The sequence below is a fragment of the Streptomyces sp. col6 genome (assembly GCF_008042035.1).
In the GTDB taxonomy this organism is placed as follows: Bacteria; Actinomycetota; Actinomycetes; order Streptomycetales; family Streptomycetaceae; genus Streptomyces.
Genome location: NZ_RDBL01000006.1, coordinates 237477 through 254445, shown reverse-complemented (window position 1 = coordinate 254445; position 16969 = coordinate 237477). Strand labels below are relative to the sequence as shown.

At 70.9% G+C, this 16969-nt stretch carries 17 protein-coding genes and 1 pseudogene; 7 read left to right on the top strand and 11 right to left on the bottom strand.

Annotated features, from left to right (window positions below):
- The 4 genes and pseudogenes from EAO73_RS05100 to EAO73_RS05085 all read right to left on the bottom strand — a co-directional run.
- Positions 1 to 509: pseudogene (locus tag EAO73_RS05100) on the bottom strand (hypothetical protein); the annotation flags it as partial.
- A 116-nt stretch (positions 510 to 625) separates the two neighbouring features.
- Positions 626 to 1603, bottom strand: coding sequence for an ABC transporter substrate-binding protein (locus EAO73_RS05095; RefSeq protein ID WP_147970283.1), 978 nt, complete (start codon positions 1601 to 1603; stop codon positions 626 to 628).
- Between the two features lie 98 nt (positions 1604 to 1701).
- The gene (locus tag EAO73_RS05090; RefSeq protein WP_147970282.1) at positions 1702 to 2376 is read right to left on the bottom strand and encodes an ABC transporter permease; all 675 of its coding nucleotides are present in this window, start codon (positions 2374 to 2376) and stop codon (positions 1702 to 1704) included.
- A 1-nt stretch (position 2377) separates the two neighbouring features.
- Positions 2378 to 3079: an ABC transporter permease gene (locus EAO73_RS05085; protein ID WP_147970281.1), complete on the bottom strand. Its 702-nt coding sequence runs from the start codon at positions 3077 to 3079 to the stop codon at positions 2378 to 2380.
- 131 nt (positions 3080 to 3210) lie between these two features.
- Between EAO73_RS05085 and EAO73_RS05080 the strand changes: the two genes are divergently transcribed.
- The gene (locus EAO73_RS05080; RefSeq protein ID WP_147970280.1) at positions 3211 to 4389 is read left to right on the top strand and encodes a betaine/proline/choline family ABC transporter ATP-binding protein; all 1179 of its coding nucleotides are present in this window, start codon (positions 3211 to 3213) and stop codon (positions 4387 to 4389) included.
- 63 nt (positions 4390 to 4452) lie between these two features.
- Here EAO73_RS05080 and EAO73_RS05075 read toward each other — a convergent pair whose 3' ends face one another.
- Entirely contained in the window at positions 4453 to 5574 is a 1122-nt protein-coding gene (locus EAO73_RS05075) for an alpha/beta hydrolase (protein ID WP_147970279.1), read from the bottom strand.
- A gap of 139 nt (positions 5575 to 5713) precedes the next feature.
- On the opposite strand from EAO73_RS05075, the gene EAO73_RS05070 reads away from it, so the two are divergent.
- The 6 genes from EAO73_RS05070 to EAO73_RS05045 all read left to right on the top strand — a co-directional run bounded on the left by EAO73_RS05070 (position 5714) and on the right by EAO73_RS05045 (position 10640).
- Complete coding sequence (locus tag EAO73_RS05070; RefSeq protein ID WP_191133942.1) at positions 5714 to 7555, top strand: phosphatidylglycerol lysyltransferase domain-containing protein; 1842 nt, start codon at positions 5714 to 5716, stop codon at positions 7553 to 7555.
- Between the two features lie 87 nt (positions 7556 to 7642).
- On the top strand, positions 7643 to 8440 hold the full coding sequence (gene folP / locus EAO73_RS05065; protein WP_191134008.1) for a dihydropteroate synthase: 798 nt from the start codon (positions 7643 to 7645) through the stop codon (positions 8438 to 8440).
- Entirely contained in the window at positions 8437 to 8916 is a 480-nt protein-coding gene (locus EAO73_RS05060) for a nuclear transport factor 2 family protein (RefSeq protein ID WP_147970276.1), read from the top strand. Before folP ends, EAO73_RS05060 begins: the two co-directional genes overlap by 4 nt.
- Positions 8917 to 9127: 211 nt before the next feature.
- The gene (gene folB / locus EAO73_RS05055; RefSeq protein ID WP_147970275.1) at positions 9128 to 9487 is read left to right on the top strand and encodes a dihydroneopterin aldolase; all 360 of its coding nucleotides are present in this window, start codon (positions 9128 to 9130) and stop codon (positions 9485 to 9487) included.
- Positions 9484 to 10095: a 2-amino-4-hydroxy-6-hydroxymethyldihydropteridine diphosphokinase gene (folK, locus tag EAO73_RS05050; RefSeq protein WP_147970274.1), complete on the top strand. Its 612-nt coding sequence runs from the start codon at positions 9484 to 9486 to the stop codon at positions 10093 to 10095. The genes folB and folK overlap by 4 nt, the downstream gene beginning before the upstream one ends.
- Before the next feature lie 59 nt (positions 10096 to 10154).
- Positions 10155 to 10640 carry a DUF3180 domain-containing protein gene (locus EAO73_RS05045; protein ID WP_147970273.1) on the top strand — a complete coding sequence of 162 codons (486 nt, stop codon included), beginning with the start codon at positions 10155 to 10157 and terminating at the stop codon, positions 10638 to 10640.
- Positions 10641 to 10664: 24 nt separating this feature from the next.
- Here EAO73_RS05045 and folE read toward each other — a convergent pair whose 3' ends face one another.
- The 6 genes from folE to EAO73_RS05015 all read right to left on the bottom strand — a co-directional run.
- On the bottom strand, positions 10665 to 11270 hold the full coding sequence (gene folE / locus EAO73_RS05040; RefSeq protein WP_147970272.1) for a GTP cyclohydrolase I FolE: 606 nt from the start codon (positions 11268 to 11270) through the stop codon (positions 10665 to 10667).
- 149 nt (positions 11271 to 11419) lie between these two features.
- Complete coding sequence (gene ftsH, locus EAO73_RS05035; protein ID WP_147970271.1) at positions 11420 to 13444, bottom strand: ATP-dependent zinc metalloprotease FtsH; 2025 nt, start codon at positions 13442 to 13444, stop codon at positions 11420 to 11422.
- 183 nt (positions 13445 to 13627) lie between these two features.
- Entirely contained in the window at positions 13628 to 14167 is a 540-nt protein-coding gene (gene hpt / locus EAO73_RS05030; RefSeq protein WP_147971393.1) for a hypoxanthine phosphoribosyltransferase, read from the bottom strand.
- Positions 14168 to 14264: 97 nt separating this feature from the next.
- Complete coding sequence (gene tilS, locus EAO73_RS05025) at positions 14265 to 15350, bottom strand: tRNA lysidine(34) synthetase TilS (RefSeq protein ID WP_147970270.1); 1086 nt, start codon at positions 15348 to 15350, stop codon at positions 14265 to 14267.
- Between the two features lie 189 nt (positions 15351 to 15539).
- The gene (locus EAO73_RS05020; RefSeq protein ID WP_147970269.1) at positions 15540 to 16673 is read right to left on the bottom strand and encodes a zinc-dependent metalloprotease; all 1134 of its coding nucleotides are present in this window, start codon (positions 16671 to 16673) and stop codon (positions 15540 to 15542) included.
- Positions 16674 to 16722: 49 nt separating this feature from the next.
- Positions 16723 to 16969, bottom strand: a 247-nt coding sequence (locus tag EAO73_RS05015) for a D-alanyl-D-alanine carboxypeptidase (RefSeq protein WP_191133941.1), incomplete at its 5' end; no start/stop codon positions are given.

The following is a 16969-nucleotide window of genomic DNA, read 5'->3' as shown; positions in this document are numbered from 1 at the left end:
GCTGCGGCGGTACGCCAACGCGGAGACCGAGCGCGCCAGCGTCCTGGAGAGCCGGCGGCCTCGATCGCGAGCTGCCGCCGGCTCTCCAGGACGCTGGCGCGCTCGGTCTCCGCGTTGGCGTACCGCCGCAGCAGCGCGGCGTGTTCGCCCCGCAGCCCGGCCAGCTCCACGCGCTTGCGGCGCAGCTTCGTCTCCAGGCGGGCGCGCAGCTCGCGCGCCTCCTCCAGATCCGCTTCCAGCTCCGCCACGCGTTCCTCGGCACGCCACTCGTCGCTCGCGCGGGCGCGCGTCAGCTCGGCGACGCGGCGGCCCGCCTCGCGGTCCCAGCTGCGCATCAGGACCGCGCCGGTGACGGCGGCGGCCGCCGCTGCGGCGACCAGGGCGCGCAGGACCATGGGTTCGGTCAGCAGCCAGGCTCCCGCGGCACAGACGACCGAGGCTCCGGCGACTGCCGAAGGCGGAAGGATTCTGTGCAGTGGTGGCGAATGGCGATGGCGTCCACGTGGCATGGCCCGAAATTTACCGTGTGCGCGGCGTACTTGGGGAGCCGCCCGGCAATCTGTGCCCGGCAAGTTACCCGGCGGCTCCCGCGGCCCGTTCTCCGGACGCCTCCCCCGGCGCCTTTCTACTTCTTGATCAGCCCCTTCGACTGCAGATATTCGCGGGCCACATCGGCGGGCTTGGCGCGCTCCGCGTCGACCTTGCGGTTGAGCTGGGCGAGGTCCTCGGTGGTGAGCGCACCGGTCAGCCTGCCGAGTGCGTCGGCTATGTCCTGGGCCCCGGCGTCCTTGGCATTGAGGACCGGCAGGACGTTGTCCGCGTTCTGGAGCTTCTTGTCGTCCTCCAGGAACACCAGGTCATAGGTGTCCAGCACCGCGTCGGTGGTCGTGGTGAGAACGAGCTGGTCCTTGCCGTCCTTCACCGCCTGCTTGGACTGCGGGGTACCGACGCCCTTGGGGTCGATTCCGGTGACGTCGATGCCGTACGTCTTCTTCAGGCCGGGCGCGCAGAACGGCCGTACCTCGCACTCGTCGCCGGCCGCGACCTTGACGCCGATCTTCGCCGCGCCGAGATCCGAAAGCGTCTTCAGCTTGTGCTTGCCGGCGAATTCCTTGGTCACCGCGAACGCGTTCTGGTCGACGGCCTTCCCGGCCGGAAGGACCTTCAGTCCGCGCGGCTCGGCGAGCTTCTTCAGCGCGGCCACGGTGGCGGCGGTGTCGCCGGAGGCGACCGGCTTCGACTCGGCCGCCTTCGCTCCGTTCGTCTTGGCGTTGAGGAATTCCGCGATCGTCGCCGCGTATTCCGGGACGACGTCGATCTCGCCCTTCTCCAGGGAGGGTTCGTAGAGTTCGCGGTTCTTCACCGTGGTGACCGAGGTGCTGTACCCGGCGTCGCCGAGGATCTGCGCGTACAGCTCGGCGAGCACCTTGGACTCGGTGAAGGCGGCGGCGCCGACGACGAGCGAGCCCTTCTTGCCGGAGCCCTTGTCCCCGGCGGGGGCGCCCTTGTCCTTCTCCAGGCTGTCTCCGCCGCACGCGGCGAGCGAGCCCGCCAGCGCGAGGATGCCGATGACGGCGCCGGCCATGCGTGAGGTCCTGGTCATGTTCTTCTCCGTCCACGGCTGCGAAGCCGTATGCGACAAGTGGTGCGTATGTGACAAGAGTTACGGGTGGGGCGAGCCGGTACTTCTCAGGAGGCGTCCTACGCGGTCCGGCGGCGGCGCAGCGGGGACAGCAGGCGGTCGACGGCCACGAGGACCCCCTCCACCAGCAGGGCGAGCACGGCCACCAGCAGCGCGCCCGCCACCACCTGCGCGGTGTCGTACGTGTTGAACCCCGCGGTGATGATGCGGCCCAGGCCGCCCTGGCCGACCATCGCCGCGATCGTCGCGGTGGCCACGACCTGGACCGCGGCGGACCGCAGCCCGGTCATGATCAGCGGGTACGCCAGCGGGAGCTCGACGCGCAGGAAGAGCTGGCCGCCCGACATGCCCATTCCGCGCGCGGCCTCCGTCACCGAACGGTCCACCTCGGTCATCCCGACGTAGGCGTTGGTCAGCAGCGGCGGCACGGCGAAGAGCACCAGGGCGGTGATCGTGGGGATGTAGCCCGCGTTGCGCAGGGGCGAGACCATGAAGAGGGCCAGCACCGCGAAGACGGGGACCGCCCGGCCGACGTTGGCCAGGTTGACCGCGAGCGCGCCGCCCTTCCTGATGTGGCCCAGGTACAGCGCGACGGGCAGGGCGATGGCGCAGGACAATGCGAGCGCCACCCCGCTCACGTACAGGTGCTCGCCGAGCCGGTGGCCGACCCCGCTCTCGCCGGACCAGTGGGCTCCGGTGGTGAGCCAGGTCCAGGCTTCTCCGAGAACTCCCATGTCAGACGGCCTCCGCCGTGGCCGGGCCGCGCGCGGCGCGTATGCGGGTCCAGGGTGTCAGCAGCCGTTGCAGGCCGAGCAGCAGCAGGTCCGCGACCACCGCGAGCAGCACGCAGAGCACCGAGGCGGCCAGCACCTGGGCCTTGAAGAAGCTCGGCAGCGCGTCCTCGATGAGATTGCCGAGGCCGCCCCGGCCGACGATCGAGCCGACCGTGGTGAGCGCGATCGTGGACACCGTGGCGATGCGTATCCCCGCCATCAGCGCGGGCAGCGCGAGCGGCAGTTCGACCTCCCACAGCAGGCGGGCGGGGCCGTACCCCATGCCGTGCGCCGCCTCCTTCGCCTCCTCGGGCACCGCTTCGAGGCCCGCCAGGATGTTGCGCACGAGGATGGTCAGCGAATACAGCACGAGGCCGGTGACCACCAGCGCGGCGGAGAGCCCGAACAGGGGCAGCAGCAGCGAGAACATCGCGAGCGACGGCACCGTGTAGAGCACCGTCGTCAGCCCGAGGACGGGTCCGGCGAAGTGCCGGCCGCGGCGCGCGAGGAGCGCCAGCGGGAAGGCGACCAGCACTCCGATCGCGACGGAGACGGCGGTGATCCAGATGTGCTGGACCGTCGCGTCCGTCAACTCCTGGCTGCGGGAACGGAGATACTCCCCGCAGATCCAGTCGTTCGTCACCAGGCAGTTCTGTCCGGCCATCCGTCCCCCCACCTCCCGTTCGCCTTCTCGTACTGATGTCCGGCGAGCCTATCCTCGACCACTGACAATCGCCGGAGCCGTTGTATTCCAGCAACATGTCCTTCACAGAACACGCGCGACAATGGGGAACCATGATCCGTTTCGAGCACGTCACCAAGCGGTATGCGGACGGCACCACGGCCGTCGACGACCTTTCCTTCGAGGTCGCCGAGGGTGAACTGGTCACGCTCGTCGGACCGTCGGGCTGCGGCAAGACGACCACCATGAAGATGGTGAACCGGCTGATCGAACCGTCCGAGGGCCGGATATTCCTCGACGGGGACGACATATCCGCCATCGACCCCGTCCAGCTGCGCCGCCGCATCGGCTATGTGATCCAGCAAGTGGGCCTCTTCCCGCACAGGACGGTCCTGGAGAACACCGCCACCGTTCCCCATCTCCTGGGATGGAAACGCCAAAAGGGCCGCGCCCGCGCAGCCGAACTCCTCGATCTGGTCGGACTCGACCCTTCCGTTTATGGCGACCGTTATCCCGAGCAGCTCTCCGGCGGCCAGCGCCAACGCGTCGGCGTGGCACGGGCACTGGCCGCCGACCCGCCGGTCCTGCTGATGGACGAGCCTTTCGGCGCGGTGGACCCCGTGGTGCGCGAGCACCTCCAGAACGAATTCCTGAAACTCCAGGAACAGGTCCGCAAAACCGTGCTGTTCGTCACCCACGACATCGAGGAAGCGGTCCGTCTCGGCGACCGCATCGCCGTCTACGGGCAGGGCTCGATCGAGCAGTTCGACACCCCCGCCACCGTGCTCGGCGCCCCCGCCACCGGCTATGTCGCGGACTTCGTCGGCGCCGACCGGGGGCTCAAGCGGCTCTCGGTCACCCCCGTCGAGGAGAGCGATCTCGACCACCCGCCGGTCGTCCACCTCGACGACCCGCTGGCCACCGCGACCGAGCGGCTGCGCGCGGAGGGCGCCCGCTGGGCCGTCGTGCTGGACGGCGACGAGCGTCTGCACGGCTGGATTCCCGCCGACGGGACGCGCACCGGCGCCAAGGGCACCGTCCGCGACCACGCCCGCCGGATGGAGGCGTGGCTTCCCCTCGGCGCCCCGCTCAAACAGGCATTCGCCACCATGCTCCAGCACGACGCGGGCTGGATCGCCGTCATCGACGAGGCGGGCGAGGGCCGGTTCCTGGGCGTGCTCACACCCGCCCGCCTCCACGAGGCGCTGCGCCGCTCGGTCGGCGCGGACGGCCGCTCCGTACCGCGCGCGGAGTTCGAGGTCGAGAGCGTGGCGGGAGCAGCCGGGATCTGAACCGGCCGGAGCTACGCGGCTCGCGGGGCCGGGGCTCGTCACGGCCCCGCGGGACCGTGCGCCTCAGCTCTCGCTCAGCCGGCTGCTCAGCCACTCCAGCGCCGCCGGGATCTCCCGGCGCCACGTGTTGAAGTTGTGGCCGCCGCTGTCCAGGATGATCGACGACACCTGGGCCGGCTGCTTCACCTTGGCCACGAACTTCCGGGTGTCGCGGTAGTTCGGCTCGCCGTGGCGGGAGCTGGTCACCAGGAACGAGGAGTCCGGCTGCGGCCGGTTGTCCAGCGTCCACAGCAAGTCCGCGCGGCGCCGGGCCGCTTCGTCGCCGTGGAAGAGGTCGCCCGTCGTCGGGTCCTCGGCCGCCTTGTAGTACGCGGAGAGTCCCGCGCTCGCGGTGAACCTTTCCGGGTGGTGCAGCCCGATCTTCAGCGCGCAGTATCCGCCGGTCGAGTTGCCGATGATGCCCCAGTTGCGGGCGTGCCTGCCGACCCGGTAGCCGGCCGAGACCGCCCGGGGCAGGTCCTCGGCGAAGAACGTCTCCGTCTTCGGACCGCCCTTTATGTCCACGCACTCGGTGTCCCGGGGCGGCGCCACGGTCGGACGCAGCATCACCAGGACCATCGGCTGCGCCCGTCCGGCCTTCACCCGGTCGAGTGCCGTACGCGGATAGCGCAGCCCCTTGATGAGGTTCTCCGAGGTGCCCGGGTAGCCGGTGAGGACCACGACCGCCGGGAACTTCCGCCGCGCGAACGCCGGCTGGAAGTACTCCGGCGGCAGATACACGTACGCCGAGCTCTCGATGCCCGAGTGCCTGCCCGCGATCACGACCTTGTCGATCCGCCCGCCCACCGTCGGCAGCGCCCCGCCCGGCACGTCCGGCCGCTGCGAGCCCACCCGGACGATGTTCTTCGCCGCCAGCGTCCCCGCCGCGTGATCGGTGACCACACCCAGGTCCTGCTTGCGCCCGAACAGGTCCGCCCAGGAGCCGTAGAAGAGGAAGCTGTTGTTGGCCAGCAGGCCGACCGTGGCGAACACCGCCACCTGGGTCGCGAGCAGCATGCCCACCCGGCCGAACACGGCGGGCGCGCTGCGCCGGGCGAGTCTCGGCCAGAACCAGACGGTGACGGTGAACAGCACGACGGCCAGCGCGATCGCGAGGATCAGCACTGGTTTGCCCGTAAGGCCCATGACCGGTGAACTTTCTGTCAGGAAATTTCCGGGCAGCGGGTGAACCCGCGGCCCGGAAGCCTCGTCCTAGAGGTCGCACATCGTCCGCAGGGCTCCGGCCGCCGGACTCCAGGAATCTCTCGCGGAACCACGGGAAGCGATGTCTGTCACGCTAGATGGGGATAAATCAGGATCGGTTCCGGTTCGCGCACGTACGTTCGTGCGCGGCCCCCGTCCGGAAGCCGTGCCGATGCTCGTCGGCACCGCCTGTACCGCGGTCGGACTGATCGACGTCGCCGCCGGGGTCTTCCCGCGTTTTCGGCACAGTCGCATGCACAGCCTGGCCGAAGTGCTGCCCGGGGCCCTCGGCCCCTTCGCCGCCGCGCTCTCGCTGAGCGCCGGCGTCCTGCTGCTCCTGCTGGCCCACGGCCTCAAGCGGCACAAGCGCCGTGCGTGGCGGGCCGCCGTCGTACTGCTGCCGGCCGGTGCGCTGGCCCAGTTCACCTACCGGCACTCGGTCCTCGGCACACTCGTATCGCTGACGCTGTGTTTCCTGCTCGTACGCCATCGGAGTGAATTCGCCGCGCTGCCCGACCCGCGCAGCCGCTGGCGGGCCCTGGCCAACTTCGTCCTGCTCGGCGCCGGTTCGCTCGGTCTCGGCCTGGTCATCGTCAGCGCCCACCCCCGCCGCATGGTCGGCAGCCCCAGCATCGCCGACCGCCTCCAGCACGTGCTGTACGGCCTGTTCGGCTTCGAGGGGCCCGTCGACTACGCCGGGGACACCTCCTGGACCGTCGGCTACTCGCTCGGCGCGCTCGGCCTGCTGACCGCCGTCACCACCATCTACCTGGCCTTCCGCCCCGAACACCCGGCCGCCCGCCTCACCGAGGACGACGAGGTCAGGCTGCGCGCCCTCCTGGAGCGGCACGGCGGGCGCGACTCGCTCGGCCACTTCGCGCTCCGCCGCGACAAGGCCGTGGTCTTCTCGCCCAGCGGCAAGGCCGCCGTCTGCTACCGCGTGGTCTCCGGCGTGATGCTCGCCAGCGGCGACCCGATCGGTGACGTGGAGGCCTGGCCCGGCGCCATCGAACGCTTCATGGACGAGGCGCGGGCGCACTCCTGGGCCCCCGCCGTCATGGGCTGCAGCGAGACCGGCGGCGAGGTCTGGACCCGCGAGACCGGGCTCGGCGCGCTGGAACTGGGCGACGAGGCGGTGGTCGACGTCGCGGATTTCTCCCTTGCCGGACGCGCGATGCGCAACGTACGCCAGATGGTGAAGCGCATTGAGCGGAACGGCTACGAGACCCGCGTCCGGCGCGTGGCCGACATCGGCGAGGCCGAGCTCGCCCGCATCCGCCGGGCCGCCGCCGACTGGCGCGGTACCGACACCGAACGCGGCTTCTCCATGGCGCTCGGCCGGATCGGCGACACCGCCGACGCGGACTGCTTCGTGGCCACCGCGCACAAGGCCGAGGAGCACAGCGCCGACTCCCCCTACGGCGATCTGAAGGCCGTGCTCCACTTCGTGCCCTGGGGCACCGACGGCATGTCCCTCGACCTCATGCGCCGCGACCGGTCCGCCGACCCCGGGATGAACGAACTGCTCATCGTCGCCTCCCTCCAGGCCGCGCCCCGGCTCGGCATCAGCCGCGTCTCGCTGAACTTCGCGATGTTCCGCTCCGCCCTGGCCCGGGGCGAGAAGCTGGGCGCGGGGCCCGTCCTGCGGGTCTGGCGCGGGCTGCTGATCTTCCTCTCGCGCTGGTTCCAGATCGAGTCGCTGTACAAGTTCAACGCCAAGTTCCGGCCGCGCTGGGAACCCCGCTTCGTGGTCTACCGCAACGCCCGCGACCTGCCCCGCATCTCGTTCGCCGCGATGCAGGCGGAGGGCTTCGTCAACCTGGCGCTCCCCCTCCCTCTGGCCCGCCGACTCCCGGTGGGCCCCCGCCGCCCCTGCACCCATGTACGGCCGCCCACGGGCGAACAGGGTGCCCGTACGGCGTAAGGGGTTCCCGTACGGGCCTACGCTGGTCATATGAGTACGTTGCGTGGAACGGTCCAGGGTCTGCCGGAGTGGGACCGCTGCGCGGTCATGGGGGTCGTCAACGTGACCCCCGACTCCTTCTCCGACGGGGGCCGCTGGTTCGACACCACCACGGCCGTCAAGCACGGCCTCGACCTGGCCGGCGAGGGCGCCGACATGGTCGACGTCGGCGGCGAGTCGACCCGCCCCGGCGCCAGCCGCGTGGACGAATCCGAGGAGCTGCGCCGGGTGATCCCGGTGGTCCGCGGCCTGGCGTCGGAGGGCGTCACGGTCTCCGTCGACACCATGCGCGCCCGCGTCGCCGAACAGGCCGTCGCCGCCGGCGCGGTCCTCGTCAACGACGTGAGCGGCGGCCAGGCCGACCCGGACATGATCCCCGTCGTCGCCGCGGCCGGGGCGCCGTTCGTCGTCATGCACTGGCGCGGCTTCAGCGAGTCGATGAACAGCCGGGCGGTGTACGGGGACGTGGTCGGCGAGGTCGTCGACGAGCTGCGCGCCCGGATGGACGCGGTGGTCGCCGGAGGCATCGCCCCGGAGCGCGTCGTGATCGACCCCGGTCTGGGCTTCGCCAAGGAGGCCCCCCACGACCTCGCCCTCCTCGCCCGGCTGGACGCGCTGCACGCCCTCGGCCGCCCGCTGCTCGTCGCCGCTTCCCGCAAGCGGTTCCTGGGCCACGTGCTGGCCGGTGACGGCGCCGCCCCGCCGCCCGCCCGCGAGCGCGACGCGGCCACCGCCGCCGTCTCCGCGCTCTCCGCCCGCGCCGGCGCCTGGGCCGTCCGCGTCCACGAGGTACGGGCCACCGCCGACGCCGTACGGGTCGCCCGCGCCATCGAGGGAGCCGCGTGAACGAGCCGAGGGACGACGCGGCGGCCGCCGCCGACATCGCGGCCGTCGAACAGGCCAACACGGACTACTACGAAGCCGTGGAGCGCGGCGACCTCGACGCGCTGACCGCCGCGTGGCTGCCCGGCGAGGACCTCACGGTCTCCTGCGTCCACCCCGGCTGGCCGGTGCTCAGCGGCCGTGCCGAGGTGCTGCGCAGCTACGCGCTGATCATGGCGAACACCGAGTACATCCAGTTCTTCCTGACCGACCTCACCCTCTCCATGACGGACGACACCGCCCTGGTGACCTGCACCGAGAACATCCTCAGCGGCGGCCCCGCCGAGGAGGGCGCCGCGCTCGGCCCGCTCGTCGGACAGCTCGTGGTCGCCACGAATGTGTTCCGCCGCACGCCGGACGGGTGGAAGCTCTGGTCCCACCACGGTTCGCCCGTACTGGCCGAAACCGGTGAGGAAGAGGACGAAGATCCCACATCCTGAGCCGCCCCGCCTCCTTTTCCGGGCGGGAAAGCGGGCCGGGTGCGATTGGAGCCGGTGACTTCGGGGTATCAGCGGCTATCTGTTCCGTGCCCGCACGGCCCTGCCCCGCGGGGCAGGGCTGTCGGTGCGCGCAGGTAGATTCGAAATCGGGCACCCGGCCGCCCGCACGCGGCCCCGTGCCCCAGGACCAACGACAGCAGGAGTGATTCGCGTGGATCGTGTCGCGCTGCGCGGCCTCAAGGCCCGTGGGCACCATGGCGTCTTCCCCCGGGAACGGGAAGAGGGACAGACGTTCATCGTGGACCTGGTGCTCGGCCTCGACACCCGCCCCGCGGCAGCCGCCGACGACCTGGCGAAGACCGTGCACTACGGCGTGGTCGCGGAGGAGGTCGTCGGAGTCGTCGAGGGCGAGCCGGTCGACCTGATCGAGACGCTCGCGGAGCGCATCGCCCAGCAGTGCCTCAAGCACGACGGCGTCGAGGAGGTGGAGGTCGTGGTGCACAAGCCGGACGCGCCCATCACCGTCCCGTTCGACGACGTCACCATCACCATCACCCGGAGCCGAGCATGACTGCATTTTCCACCGAAGGGCAGAGCGACCCGACCGTACAGCCGGTGCCCGCCTCCGTGGTCGAGCAGGTGGACGCGGCGGACATCACGCTTTCCAACCCCAAACTGGCCGTGCTCTCCCTGGGCGCCAACCTGGGCAACCGCCTGGAGACCCTCCAGGGCGCCATCGACGCCCTGGAGGACACGCCCGGCCTCCGGGTCAAGGCGGTCTCCCCGGTGTACGAGACGGAGCCCTGGGGCGTCGAACCCGGCTCCCAGCCGTCGTACTTCAACGCGGTGATCGTCGTGAAGACGACCCTGCCCCCGTCCTCCCTGCTGGAGCGCGGCCAGGCCATCGAGGAGGCCTTCGAGCGGGTCCGCGAGGAGCGGTGGGGCCCGCGCACCATCGACGTCGACATCGTTTCCTACGCCGACGTCGTCTCGGACGACCCGGTGCTCACCCTCCCCCACCCCCGGGCCCGTGAGCGCGCCTTCGTCCTCGCCCCGTGGCACGACGTGGATCCCGAGGCGCAGCTGCCCGGCGCCGGCCCGGTCGCCGATCTGCTGACCGGTGTGGGACGCGACGGCGTGCTTCCCCGGGCCGACCTGGAACTCCGGCTGCCCGAGTAGTCGTTAGGCTCACAGAACACAGCACGACGGACCACAGGCGGCGAAGGGCGGCTCACGGGGTGAAGCAACTACGGCTCGGAGTCCTGGCCGGCCTCTTCGCCGCCGCCGGGGTCCTGTCCTGGGGCGCCGCCCGCCTCTGGGACTCCCTGGGCACCCTGCCGAGCGTGCCGCTGTTCGCGCCGATCGTGCTCGCGGCGATCGCCGTCGTCCTGCTGGCCACGGCCCTGTCCATCCGCGCCCGGCTGCGCGCCCAGCGCGAACGCCGGCCGGGCGCGAAGGGCGTCGAGCCGCTGATGGCCGCCCGCGCCCTGGTCTTCGCCCAGGCGAGCGCCCTCGTCGTCGCCCTGGTCTCCGGCATGTACGGCGGCACGGCCGTCTTCCTGCTCGGCTCCCTGGACATCCCGCCCCGCCGCGACCAGGCCATCTACGCCGGCTTCGCGGTGCTGGCCGGCATCGGCGTCATCGCCGCCGCCCTCTTCCTGGAGCGCATCTGCAAGCTCCCGGACGACAAGGACGACCACAAGCCGGACGCGGCGGCGGCGTAGCTGCGGGCGGGCCCGGTGGTTCCGTCAGCGGGCCATGACGAGGCTCATGGCCTCGGCGCGCGTCGCGGGGTCGCGGAGCTGTCCGCGGACGGCCGAGGTCAGCGTCTTGGCCCCGGGCTTGCGGATGCCCCGCATCGACATGCACATGTGCTCGCACTCGATGACGACGATGACGCCGCGCGGTTCCAGGATCTCCATCAGGGACTCGGCGATCTGCGTGGTCAGCCGCTCCTGCACCTGCGGCCGGCGGGCGTAGACGTCCACCAGCCGGGCCAGCTTGGAGAGACCGGTGATCTTGCCGCTGGTGGCCGGGATGTACCCGACGTGCGCCACCCCGCGGAACGGGACCAGGTGGTGTTCACAGGTACTGAACACTTCGATGTCCTTGACCAGCACCATCTCGTCGTGGCCGAGGTCGAACGTGGTCGTCAGGACGTCCTCGGGCTGCTGGTAGAGCCCGGCGAATATCTCCTTGTACGCCCGCGCCACGCGCCCCGGCGTCTCCTTCAGGCCCTCGCGGTCCGGGTCCTCCCCGACGGCGAGGAGCAGCTCTCGGACGGCGGCCTCGGCACGCTTCTCGTCGAACTCGCCGATCGGTCCCTGGGGGTCCAGCGTCACCGGGTCGGTCATGGGTGCCTCGTTCCTTGAGCTGTCACTGCGGGCGCATCCACGCAGGTAAACGGAAATGCCGCGCCCCCAACAGGCTAGAACCTGGGGGACGCGGCATCCATTCCGGGCCCGGCGGGAGCCCCGTGACAGGGGACACACCGGGTCGGTGACTAGCTCTCCGGGCGCTCCTCGGGCAGCGTCTCGGTGGCCGGGACGGTGTCCGTGACCGAGCCGTTCGCCGTGCTCGCGCCGTTGGTGAGGGCGAGCTCCTTCGGCGAGAGGACCGGGGGACGGGTGGACGGGGTGCGCCGGGCGGAACCGGTCCACGCGGGGCGGGCCGGGCGCTTGACGATCGGGGCGAAGATCTCGGCGATCTCCTCCTTGCCCAGGGTCTCCTTCTCCAGGAGGCGGAGGACCAGGGTGTCCAGCACGTCGCGGTTCTCGACGAGGATCTCCCACGCGTCGTTGTGGGCGGTCTCGATGAGCTTCTTGACCTCTTCGTCGACCAGCGCGGCGACCTCTTCCGAGTAGTCGCGCTGGTGGCCCATCTCGCGGCCCACGAACGGTTCGGTGTTGTCGCCGCCGAACTTGATGGCGCCGAGCCGCTCCGTCATGCCGTACTGCGTGACCATCGCGCGGGCCGTTGCCGTGGCCTTCTCGATGTCGTTCGCGGCACCGGTGGTCGGGTCGTGGAAGACCAGCTCCTCGGCCGCGCGCCCGCCCAGCATGTACGCCAGCTGGTCGAGCATCTCGTTGCGCGTCGTGGAGTACTTGTCCTCCTCCGGGAGCACCATCGTGTATCCGAGGGCGCGGCCGCGGGAGAGGATCGTGATCTTGTGGACCGGGTCCGACTGGGGGGAAGCCGCCGCGACCAGGGCGTGTCCGCCCTCGTGGTACGCGGTGATCTTCTTCTCCTTCTCGGACATGATCCGGGTCCGCTTCTGCGGACCCGCCACGACGCGGTCGATGGCCTCGTCCAGCATGGCGTTGTCGATGAGCTTCTGGTTGCTGCGCGCCGTCAGGAGCGCGGCCTCGTTCAGCACGTTCGACAGGTCGGCACCGGTGAAGCCGGGCGTGCGGCGGGCGACGGCGCCGAGGTCGACGTCCGGGGCGACCGGCTTGCCCTTCTGGTGGACCTTGAGGATCTCAAGACGGCCCTGCATGTCCGGGCGGTCGACGGCGATCTGCCGGTCGAAGCGGCCGGGACGCAGCAGCGCCGGGTCGAGGATGTCCGGCCGGTTCGTGGCGGCGATCAGGATGACGCCGCCCTTCACGTCGAAGCCGTCCATCTCGACGAGCAGCTGGTTCAGCGTCTGCTCGCGCTCGTCGTGACCGCCGCCCATGCCGGCGCCGCGGTGGCGGCCGACGGCGTCGATCTCGTCGACGAAGACGATCGCCGGGGCGTTCGCCTTGGCCTGCTCGAAGAGGTCACGGACCCGGGAGGCACCGACACCGACGAACATCTCGACGAAGTCGGAACCGGAGATCGAGTAGAACGGGACACCCGCCTCGCCCGCGACGGCGCGCGCGAGCAGGGTCTTGCCCGTACCGGGAGGCCCGTAGAGCAGGACGCCCTTGGGGATCTTGGCGCCGACGGCCTGGAACTTGGCCGGCTCCTGGAGGAACTCCTTGATCTCCTGGAGCTCCTCGACCGCCTCGTCCGAACCCGCCACGTCGGCGAACGTCGTCTTCGGGGTGTCCTTGGTGATCAGCTTGGCCTTGGACTTGCCGAACTGCATGACCTTGGAGCCGCCGCCCTGCATCTGATTCATCAGGAACAGGAAGACGACCACGATGAGGACGAACGGCAGCAGCGAGAAGAGGATCGAGACGAACGGGGACTGCTTCGACGGCGAGACGGTGTACCCGTCCTTGATGTCGCCGCTCTCGAACTTCTTCTGGAGCATGTCGGCGAGCTGGACGCCCTGATTGCCGATGTAGCTCGCCTGGAACTTGCTGCCGGACTCGCCGGCCAGCTTCTGGCCGTCCTTCAGCTCAATCTTGAGGATTTGATCGTCACCAGTGGTGAGCTTGGCCTGCTCGACCTGGTTCTTGCTGATCGCCTGGATCACCTGGCCGGTGTCCACCGTCTTGTAGCCGCCGCCCGAGCCGACGACATTCATCAACACGACCACGGCGAGGACGGCCAGCACGATCCACATGACCGGCCCACGGAAGTATCGCTTCACGTCCATCCATACGGAGCGAAGTTCGCCCCGTCCCTCCTGCCCGTAGGTAAATGCTGCTGTGAGTAAAGACTGTTCTTCGGACGGTACCCCAGCAGGGTCACCGGCGTCCGCCTCGGACGTCCGGCAATCCCGCCTTCGAAGTCTCAACGGCGGGAAACCCGCGAGGGTTCCCGGCGGGGCCGCGCGCCCTCAGCCTCCGTATACGTGCGGGGCGAGGGTCCCGACGAACGGGAGGTTGCGGTACTTCTCCGCGTAGTCCAGTCCGTATCCGACGACGAACTCGTTGGGAATGTCGAACCCCACCCACTTGCAGTCGAGCGCGACCTTGGCGGCGTCCGGCTTGCGCAGCAGGGTGCAGATCTCCAGCGAGGCGGGCTCGCGCGAGCCCAGGTTCGACATCAGCCAGGACAGCGTCAGGCCGGAGTCGATGATGTCCTCGACGATCAGGACGTGCTTGCCCTTGATGTCGGTGTCCAGGTCCTTGAGGATCCGGACGACACCGGAGGACTGGGTGCCCGCGCCGTACGAGGAGACGGCCATCCAGTCCATGGTGACGGGGGTGGACAGCGCACGCGCCAGGTCGGCCATGACCATGACCGCGCCCTTGAGGACTCCGACGAGGAGCAGGTCCTTGCCGGCGTACTCCGCGTCGATCTTCGCGGCCAGCTCGACGAGCTTCGCGTCGATCTCTTCCTTGGTGAGGAGCACCGACTGGAGGTCGGCGCCCATGTCCTTCTCGTTCACCCGCGTCTCTTTCTGTGCCTGCCGGGTCCTGGATGGAGTCCCGGCCTGCGACCGCTCGCCCTGCATGTCAGCCGCTCGTGCGTCAGCTCTGCCGGATGACCAGTCTGCCACCCTGGCGCAGGGCTTCGACGCGGCCGGGGAGGTTGATGGCCTGCTGGCCGCGCCAGCCGGTGACGAGGCGGTCCACTTCCTCGATGTGCCGCGCGAAGAGCGAGCCGGCCGGGGAGCCCGCGTCTATGGCGGCCCGGCGCAGCACCCGGCGGCGTACGGCGGGCGGCAGCGCGTACAGCTTGGCGCACTCCAGCCGGCCGGCGTCGTCGCGTACGTCACGTCCGGCCTCGGCGGCCCAGGTGTCCAGGGCGTCGGCGTCGTCGCGGGAGAGCTGGGCCGTACGGGCGAGGGCTTCGACGACGCCCTTGCCGAGGGCCTTCTCCAGGGCGGGCAGGCCCTCGTGGCGCAGCCGGGAGCGCGTGTAGGCGGGGTCGATGTTGTGGGGGTCGTCCCAGACGGGCAGGGACTGGGCGAGGCAGGCGGTGCGGGCGGTCTGCCGGTCGAGCTGGAGGAAGGGGCGGCGGTAGCGGCCGGCCGGGCCGGAGGCGGCGGCCATGCCGGACAGGGAGCGGATGCCGGAGCCGCGGGCGAGGCCCAGCAGGACGGTCTCGGCCTGGTCGTCGCGGGTGTGGCCGAGGAGGACGGCGGCGGCGCCGTGGCGTTCGGCGGCGGCGTCGAGGGCGGCGTAGCGGGCGTCGCGGGCGGCGGCCTCGGGGCCTCCCTCGCGGCCGACGTGGACGGCGACGGCCTCGACGGGGCCGAGGTCCATGGCGGCGAGCCGGGCGGCGACCTCGGAGGCGCGGGTGTCGGAGCCGTCCTGGAGGCCGTGGTCGACGGTGATGCCGCCGGCCCGGACGGGGAGTTTGCGGGCCTCGAAGGCGAGGGCGGAGGCGAGCGCCATGGAATCGGCGCCGCCGGAGCACGCCACGAGCACCAGGGGCGTGTCGGGGCGGTCGGGGAGCGCGCCGCGGCGGCTGCCCGCCCCGGCCTGTGCGAGCTCGGGGTGCGGGGCGGCGTGCCCGGCGCGTTCGGTCTGTTCGGCGTGTTCGGCGATGACGTCGTGGAGTACGCGGCGGACCGCCAGGCGTATCGCCGCGACCGCAGGATGGGGACCCATGTCCGGTGCCCTTCGTGGAGTTCTTCAGGGGTGTCCCGGAGTGCCGGAACGGGAAGGAGTGCCGTCACTCAGAGTGCGTCGATGGTGACAGAGCAATGCCGTTCATCGAGCATTGCACGCCTTCCCATGCCCCTACGGTCCCTCGGATGGGTGATTACCGGCGCGTTGCCTTCGGACCCGGGGCCTTGATCACGACTCTGCCTTACGGTGCACCCTCGCGATCCAGTCCGCGGGCCGGGCGATCTCGGCCTTGGTCGGCAGGGTGTTGGGCGAGGTCCACACGCGGTTGAAGCCGTCCATGCCGACCTCGTCGACGACGGCGCGCACGAACCGCTCGCCGTCGCGGTACTGGCGCAGCTTCGCGTCGAGGCCGAGGAGCTTGCGCAGCGCCTGGTCGAGGCGGCTCGCGCCGCGGGCCCGGCGCTGCTGGAACTTCTCACGGATCTCGGCGACGGAGGAGACGACCTCGGGGCCGACGCCGTCCATGACGTAGTCGGCGTGTCCCTCCAGCAGGGACATGACGGCGGTGAGCCGGCCGAGGATCTCGCGCTGGGCGGGGGTCTGGACGAGTTCGACGAGGCTGCGGCCGCCGTCCTCGCCCTCCTCGCCCTCGGGCCGGCCGCCGGAGAGGGACTGGACGGCCTCGCGCAGCCGCTCCAGGAAGGTCATCGGGTCGACGTCGGTCTCGTCCAGGAAGGACTGGATCTCGCCCTGGAGGTGGTCGCGGAGCCAGGGCACCGCGGTGAACTGGGTGCGGTGGGTCTCCTCGTGGAGCGCGACCCAGAGCCGGAAGTCGTGCGGGTCGGCCTCCAGCTCGCGTTCGACGTGGACGATGTTCGGCGCGACGAGCAGCAGCCGGCCGCCACCGTCGGCGGAGGCGGGGAGCTCGCGGGAGGCGGGGGCGAAGGTCTCGTACTGGCCGAGGACGCGGGAGGCCAGGAAGGACAGCAGCATGCCGACCTCGACGCCGGTCACCTTGGAGCCGACGGCGCCGAGCACGGCGCCGCCCGCACCGCCGCCGCGCCGCTCCTCCATCTTCTCCAGGAGGGGGCGCAGCAGTTCGCGGAAGCCCGCGACGTTGGCCTTGATCCAGCCCGTGCGGTCGACGACCAGGACCGGGGTGTCCTCGGGCTCGGTGCCCTCGGGGATCATCCGGGTGAAGGAACGGACGTGCTCCTCCGCCGCCTTCGCGTGCCTGCGCAGCTCCGCGACGACCTCGCGGGCCTCCTCGCGGCTGATCTCGGGACCCGGCCGCACAAGCCGGGTCGCGGTCGCGACCGCGAGGTTCCAGTCGACCATCCCTGCACCACCGATGCTCGTCATGCGTCAACCGTACGTGCTCGGCCCTTGATGCGGTGAGGTGTTGACGGGCTCATCGTTCGCCGGCGCCGAGGGCGGTGGCGAGTTTGTCGAGGGCGGCCTGGGCCTCGGCGGGGGCGGTGGTGCCGGAGGCGAGGAAGGCGAAGGAGAGGAGGCGGCCCCGGGTGTCGACGACCGTGCCGGCGAGGCTGTTGACGCCGGTGAGGGTGCCGGTCTTGGCGCGGATGAAGCCGGTGCCGCCCGCCCTGGTGGTGTAGCGGCCGCTGAGGGTGCCGCTGAATCCGGCCACGGGCAGGCCG